Origin of the sequence: Campylobacter sp. GB48 (assembly GCF_049221845.1) — a bacterium.
GTDB classification, from domain to species: Bacteria; Campylobacterota; Campylobacteria; order Campylobacterales; family Campylobacteraceae; genus Campylobacter_D; species Campylobacter_D lari_C.
Genome location: NZ_JBMJAR010000017.1, coordinates 20592 through 27312, shown reverse-complemented (window position 1 = coordinate 27312; position 6721 = coordinate 20592). Strand labels below are relative to the sequence as shown.

Here is a 6721-nt window from a genome sequence, read left to right as displayed (position 1 = left end):
AAGACAAAAAGTCTTAGCTTTTTAAAACCCTTTCGTTAAAAAAGGAAATGAAATTATATCAATAAAAGCTTAAAGTTTTATTAAATAGATTAGACATGTGGGAATTTGTTTAAAAAAAGAGGGGTGCTTGATAAAAAATGGAAGAAGCACTGAAAAGAATAGAGAAAGAGGGATAGATGTGTATTATGATATGTAATATATAGGTTTGATATTGAAAGTTTGGAGGATATATACTTAGAGTTTAGCAAAAAAAGATTGGGATATTGGTTGATAGTATATGATAGTATAATAACAAAAAAGAGCAAGCTAAAAGCTTATTAAAACCTTTAGTGTAAAAATTATTTTTGTATTATTAAGTATTATAATAGTATATAAAATCAACAATCACGAAATACTTGAAAAAGGATTAATAAAACTTATTAATCCTTAATAAATATACATATAAAATAAATATTAATCAATAATCTAACAATTCAACATTAACATGCTTGTTATCATCGCTAAGCTGTACTCTATAATATAAACTTAACTCTTCCATACCATTTCCATTAACAATAGTTTTATATTTATCTTTTAGTTCTCGTCCTAATAAATTTTTTACTAAATTAGAAGGTGCTTTTATCTCATCAGGTGTATTTGGGAAATTTGCCTTAATGTCTACTTGGCAATGTTTGTATTTATATTTAACATTTTCTTCTTGAGTTCTGAAATTTAAAAAATCAACTTTGACATTTTTCAAATATTCTTTATATTTATTTGCTAATTCATTTGTATTTGCACCAAAATTTCCAACTCCAGTAAGATTTAAACTTTCTACATAGATACTTTCAAATTCTTCCTTAGTTAATTCTTCTAAAAGTTTTAATGCTACCTTATCATCACATTTTGGTGTTGTATCATAACAAGCACTAAAGAAAAAAACAAACATTATGCTAATTAATATTTTTATTATTTTCATTAAAACTCCTTATTTGTTCTATAGCATTTAAAATTTTATGATTATATTTATTATTTTCGCCAATAAAAATTTTTAAGAATTCAATTCCAAAATGAGATGGGAAAATAAAATAACAAGAATTTTTATTATAAGAAAAATTCTTGGTTAATGTTTTAATACCTATTGAAATTTCATTTTTATTTGTTGATGCTTCTCCAATAGCTACTTCAAATAAATCATCTTTAAAAATAATATCAAAAGGATATTTTTCACTTTCCATAAAAGGCTTTATGTTTTCAGCATTCACACATTATCCTTTGCTAAAATTTCATCAAGAATATTATTAATTTTTTCTATATTTTGATTTCTAAGACTTACTCCAACCATAAACAAATCAGCTATCCACAGTCCATGACCTCCATAGTAAAAGAATATATATAATAAACCTATTAAAGGATCATAAGGATTCATATTTAAGAAAAATGAAACAACGATAGCTATTATTGTAAATATAAGTCTAAATAAACCAATTTTAAAATGCCCTATAGCAAATCTAGCAACACCTAATGCACCAAATATAAAATTATAAAGCCAAAAAACCTTTGTTGGATTTAAAATTTTTGTATTTGATAATTTAAACGCAACTTCATTTAATTGTGTATTATTTAGTTTTTCAAACTTCAGTTTTAATTCTTCATTAGAAATTTTAGGTTTTTCAAATTTTATGTACCAATTTGTAAACCAATGATATTTTCTTGGAAGTTTACTTTCTATTGAATAATACAAATCTAAACCAACCATTTTAATCCTTTTTATTTTAATTTTCATAATTTGATTTTGAATTATTTCACAACGTAACTTAATATATATTTAATATTTCAATTATTTTATTATTTTTTATCGAATATTTCAATTGTTTTTAATAAAGAAAAAACTTTATACAATTTATTTTTTGTAATTTAAGGATATAGACTTGAAGAAAACAAAGCGAGATATGGCATATGAATTAGATATTGATGTTAGTACTTTATATAATTGGAGAAAATATAAACCAAATTTATATCGCATAGTAATGCTTGGTTTTAAATATGATAGTCTTTTAGAATATCATAAAAAAACATATGAAGATTTACTGAACATTGAAAACGAAATTTTAGAAGAAATAGAAAAATTTAAATAGACACTTAAATTATTAACATAATTTATTTTCAATGATTGAAATTCTTAATTATCTATATTTTATTACGCAACAAAATAAGTCTTTGTTATTTATTTTTTAATAAATTCACACTTAATAAAACAATAAAACTAAAAATTAAAAGTATAAGACTATAAATATGAGCTGTAGCAAAATCTAAATTTTCCATACTTTCATATATAGCAATACTAGCTACTTTTGTTTCTCCGCTTAAAGAACCACCTATCATTAATACTATACCAAACTCACCTATAGTATGTGCAAAACTTATTACCAAAGCACTGAGTATAGCTGGTTTAATACTAGGTAAGATTACTTTTAAAAGCGTAATGAAAGAATTTTTTCCCAAAGAAAAACTAGCTTCTATAATATTTTTAGAAATCATAGACATTGCATTATATAAAGGATTAAACATAAAAGGTAAAGAATAAATACAACTTGCTATCACCAAACCTTCAAAGGTAAAAGCTAAGGTGATATTAAAGTGTTTTTCTAAAAATTCTCCAAAAAAAGAGTATTTTGAAAATAAAATCAATAAGTAAAAACCAACAACAGATGGTGGTAAAACTAAAGGTAAGGTTATTATAGTTTCTAGAATTTTTTTTGCTCTAAATTGCTTAAAAGTAAAAACCCAAGCAAGAGGTACGCAAAAACAAAACAAAATTATACAAGTAATAATAGAAAGCTTTATGGAAACCAAAAAAGGTGTCCAATCTATACTTAATAATAATTGCATCATTATTAAAACTTTCTCAAGTCAAAAAAGACTTGAGATTATTTTCCTAAATTTGGCTCCATTTCTATAATTTTCCAAGGAAGTCCTTGAGTATTTAACTCATCCATAAAAGGTTTAGCATCGAATTCTTCCATGTTAAACACACCTTTTCCTTGCCAAATTCCTTTAGCAATTAGCTTTGTTCCTATCATTGCAGGAACTCCGGTAGTATAACTCACAGCTTGTGCTCCGGTTTCTTTAAAGCATTCTTCGTGATTACAAACATTATAAATATAAACTTGTCTATCTTTTCCATTCTTTACACCGCGAATCACACAACCTATATTAGTATAGCCTTTGGTGCGAGGGCCTAAACCAGCAGGATCAGGAAGCAAAGTTTTTAAAAATTCTATTGGTATTATTTCTTTGCCTTGATGCATAACAGGCTTAATACCTAGCATACCAACATTTTCGAGACATTTCATATGAGTTAAATAGCTTTGCCCAAAAGTCATAAAAAATCTTATTCTTTTTAAACCTTTGATATTTTTTACTAAGCTTTCAAGCTCCTCATGATAAAGTAAATAACTATCCTTTACCCCTACTTCAGGATAATCCCACTCCATTTTTATTTCCATAGGTTCAGTTTCTATCCATCTACCATTTTCCCAGTAACGACCTTTAGCAGAAACCTCTCTTAAGTTAATTTCAGGGTTAAAATTAGTTGCAAAGGCATAGCCATGATCTCCAGCATTACAATCTAATATATCTATATAATGAATTTCATCAAACAAATTTTGCTGTGCATAAGCGCAAAATACATTAGTAACACCTGGATCAAATCCACTGCCTAAAAGTCCTAAAATTCCTGCTTGTTTAAACTTATCATTTCTTGCCCATTGTTCTTTATATTCAAATTTAGCCAAATCAGGATGTTCATAATTTGCAGTATCTACATAATGGATATTAGTTTGAATACACGCATCCATTAAAGTAAGATCTTGATAAGGTAAAGCTACATTTAGTAAAATTTCAGCTCCTGTTTTTTTGATAAGTTCTACAACAGCAGCAGTGTCGTCTGCATCTATTTGCTCAGTTTGAATTTCTACACCTAAACACTCTTTTATAAAAGCTGCTATTTCATCACATTTACTTTTAGTTCTACTTGCTAGGGTTATTTTACTAAAGACATCACTATTCATTGCACATTTTACAGTCGCAACACGGCTTACACCACCTGCACCTATAATCAAAAGATTTTTCATCATTTTTCCTTAAATTTTTTAGAAAATTGTAACAAAAAAACTTTATAAAGCATTGAAATAAAAAAACAAAAAATAATTTTTATAATGTTTTTTTAAACCAAAACAAGTAAAATGATAGTTTTTAAATTTTTTAAGGACACTTATGAATTTACAAAGTGTGGAACTTTCTTATCCTATTGTTATTACTTTTATCACCTATGCATTTTTAATGCTTTTTATAGGTTTTTATTTTTACAAAAAAAATCAAAACAGTAAAGATTATTTTGTTGGTAATGCTTCCATGGGGCCTGTAATATCTGCCTTAAGTGCAGGTGCTTCTGATATGAGTAGTTGGCTTTTAATGGCTTTTCCTGGTGCTTTATATGCAGCTGGATTAGGGCAAATTTATATAGCCATAGGCTTAAGTTTTGGTATGTTTTTAAACTGGACCTTTGTTGCTAAAAGATTAAAGATTTTTTCTCAAATAGCTAAAGAATGTATTACAATTCCTGATTTTTTTGAAAGCCGTTTTCATGATGATAAGCATATTTTAAGAAGCATTTGTGCAATAGTTATTTTAGTATTTTTTACTATTTACATTAGCGCTGGATTAGTAAGTGGTGCTAAGCTTTTTGAAAGCGTATTTAATTTACCTTATATTTTTGCTTTAAGCATTGGATTTTTAGTTATTGTTTTATACACTTTTTTAGGTGGTTATAAAGCCGTATGCTGGACTGATATGATTCAAGGACTTTTAATGATGAGCTCATTAATCATCATTCCTTTTGTGATGATTTTTGAACTTGGTGGCTTTGGTGAAGCCTTTTCTACTATAAATGATGTAAAACCTCAAGCCTTTGGTTTAGACGGTGGTGGTTGGCTAATCGTGGTATCAACCCTAGCATGGGGACTTGGTTATTTTGGCCAACCTCACATTTTAATCCGCTTTATTTCTATAAAAAATGTAAAAGAAATTCCTACTGCAACTTTTATAGGTATAACTTGGATGGTAATTTCTTTATTTGGTGCTGCTATGATAGGATTTTTAGGTATTGCTTATATAGCCAAATTTAATCTTACTTTAAATGACCCTGAGAGAATATTTATTGTAATGTCTCAAGTGCTTTTTAATCCTTGGGTTGCAGGAATTTTACTCAGTGCAATTTTAGCAGCTATAATGAGTACTGCGAGTTCTCAACTACTAGTATGCGCTTCTAGCTTGGTGCAAGATTTTTATACACAAATCTTAAAAAGAAAAACAAATGATAAAAATATTACTTTATTATCACGTCTAGGTGTTTTAGCTGTTGCATGTGTAGCTTTTATACTTTCACTTGATACTCAAAGTCAAATTTTAAGTATAGTTTCTTACGCTTGGGCTGGTTTTGGTGCTAGTTTTGGAAGTGTTATTTTATTTTCTTTATTTTATAAAAATATGAGCAAAGAAGGTGCTATAGCTGGAATGGTTAGCGGGGCTTTAACTGTTATATTTTACAAACATTTTGGCTCAAATTTTATAGCAATTTATGAAATCATCCCTGGATTTTTAGTTGCGAGTTGTTTTATTGTGATTTTTAGTATAATTTTTAAAGCAAAAAAATATACAATAAAACACTATGAAAAAATGTTAAAAGAAATTTAAATGTTTAAATCCTTTTTTTATTCAAAAAAATGGGCATTGTGGGCTTATTTGGGTTTGTTTTTTTTGCTAGCTTCTTTACTCGCTCAAACTTCCATTAATGTTGCAATAAATGAATGGTATAAAGAATTTTATGATGTTTTACAAGATGCAAAAAATCACAGCATAGATGACTTTTATCATTTTATTAAGCAATTTTTATATTTAGCATTGCCTTATGTATTAATCGCTACTATCACACAATATTTTGGAAGTATTTATGCCTTTAAATGGCGTGAGGCTATGACTTTTGATTATATTAAATTTTGGCAAAAAAAAGATGACAATATAGAAGGTAGCTCACAAAGAATTCAAGAAGATATTTATAATTTTTCAAAAATCATAGAAAGCTTAGGATTGGCTTTTGTTAAGGCAATTATGACTTTAATTGCTTTTGTGCCAATTTTATGGATGTTAAGTGCACACGTTAATTTACCTATTTTAAAAGACATTAATGGCTCTTTAGTATGGATTGCATTTTTAGTTTCTTTGGGAGGTCTTGTTATATCATGGTTTGTTGGCATTAAATTACCTGGTCTTGAATATAATAATCAAAAAGCCGAAGCTGCTTTTAGAAAAGAACTTGTTTTTGCTGAAGATGATAGAAAAAATTATGCGAGCGATGAAAGTATTTTAAGTTTATTTACTGGACTTAAAATCAATTATAAAAGATTATTTTTGCATTATGGGTATTTTAATATATGGCTTTATTTATTTGAGCAAATCATGGTTATAGTGCCTTTTTTAATCATAGCTCCAAGCTTGTTTTTAGGACTTATACAACTTGGAATTATCATACAAGTTGGCAATGCTTTCGATCAAGTTAGATCTTCATTTAGTATTTTTATCACTAATTGGACAACTATCACACAATTGCGTAGCATTTATAAACGCTTAGATGAATTTGAAAAAAATATTGAATATAGAAAACATTAAATTAATTTAAAAT

Annotated in this window: 8 protein-coding genes; 3 read left to right on the top strand and 5 right to left on the bottom strand. The window is 27.2% G+C overall.

The genetic code is table 11. The features are described 5' to 3' along the window. Window positions 1-457: 457 nt before the first annotated feature. The 3 genes from ACOTVC_RS07765 to ACOTVC_RS07755 are packed head-to-tail and all read right to left on the bottom strand — an operon-like array spanning window position 458 to window position 1738. Complete coding sequence (locus tag ACOTVC_RS07765) at window positions 458-958, bottom strand: hypothetical protein (RefSeq protein WP_421628213.1); 501 nt, start codon at window positions 956-958, stop codon at window positions 458-460. Further along, on the bottom strand, window positions 933-1244 hold the full coding sequence (locus ACOTVC_RS07760) for a hypothetical protein (protein WP_039625527.1): 312 nt from the start codon (window positions 1242-1244) through the stop codon (window positions 933-935). The genes ACOTVC_RS07765 and ACOTVC_RS07760 overlap by 26 nt, the downstream gene beginning before the upstream one ends. After that, on the bottom strand, window positions 1241-1738 hold the full coding sequence (locus tag ACOTVC_RS07755) for a hypothetical protein (protein ID WP_052243250.1): 498 nt from the start codon (window positions 1736-1738) through the stop codon (window positions 1241-1243). The genes ACOTVC_RS07760 and ACOTVC_RS07755 overlap by 4 nt, the downstream gene beginning before the upstream one ends. Window positions 1739-1931: 193 nt before the next feature. Here ACOTVC_RS07755 and ACOTVC_RS07750 point away from each other — a divergent pair, with 193 nt between their 5' ends. Beyond that, entirely contained in the window at window positions 1932-2117 is a 186-nt protein-coding gene (locus ACOTVC_RS07750; RefSeq protein WP_039625525.1) for a hypothetical protein, read from the top strand. A gap of 85 nt (window positions 2118-2202) precedes the next feature. On the opposite strand, the gene modB is transcribed toward ACOTVC_RS07750, so the two are convergent. Further along, the gene (gene modB / locus ACOTVC_RS07745) at window positions 2203-2874 is read right to left on the bottom strand and encodes a molybdate ABC transporter permease subunit (protein ID WP_421628210.1); all 672 of its coding nucleotides are present in this window, start codon (window positions 2872-2874) and stop codon (window positions 2203-2205) included. A 35-nt stretch (window positions 2875-2909) separates the two neighbouring features. Continuing rightward, window positions 2910-4115, bottom strand: coding sequence for a saccharopine dehydrogenase family protein (locus ACOTVC_RS07740; protein WP_421628208.1), 1206 nt, complete (start codon window positions 4113-4115; stop codon window positions 2910-2912). A 142-nt stretch (window positions 4116-4257) separates the two neighbouring features. On the opposite strand from ACOTVC_RS07740, the gene putP reads away from it, so the two are divergent. Continuing rightward, a complete protein-coding gene (gene putP / locus ACOTVC_RS07735; protein ID WP_214116271.1) occupies window positions 4258-5736 on the top strand; it encodes a sodium/proline symporter PutP in 1479 nt (492 codons plus the stop codon). Next, the gene (locus ACOTVC_RS07730; RefSeq protein ID WP_257906753.1) at window positions 5737-6708 is read left to right on the top strand and encodes a putative transporter; all 972 of its coding nucleotides are present in this window, start codon (window positions 5737-5739) and stop codon (window positions 6706-6708) included. It abuts the gene before it with no gap. The last annotated feature ends 13 nt before the right edge of the window (window positions 6709-6721 follow it).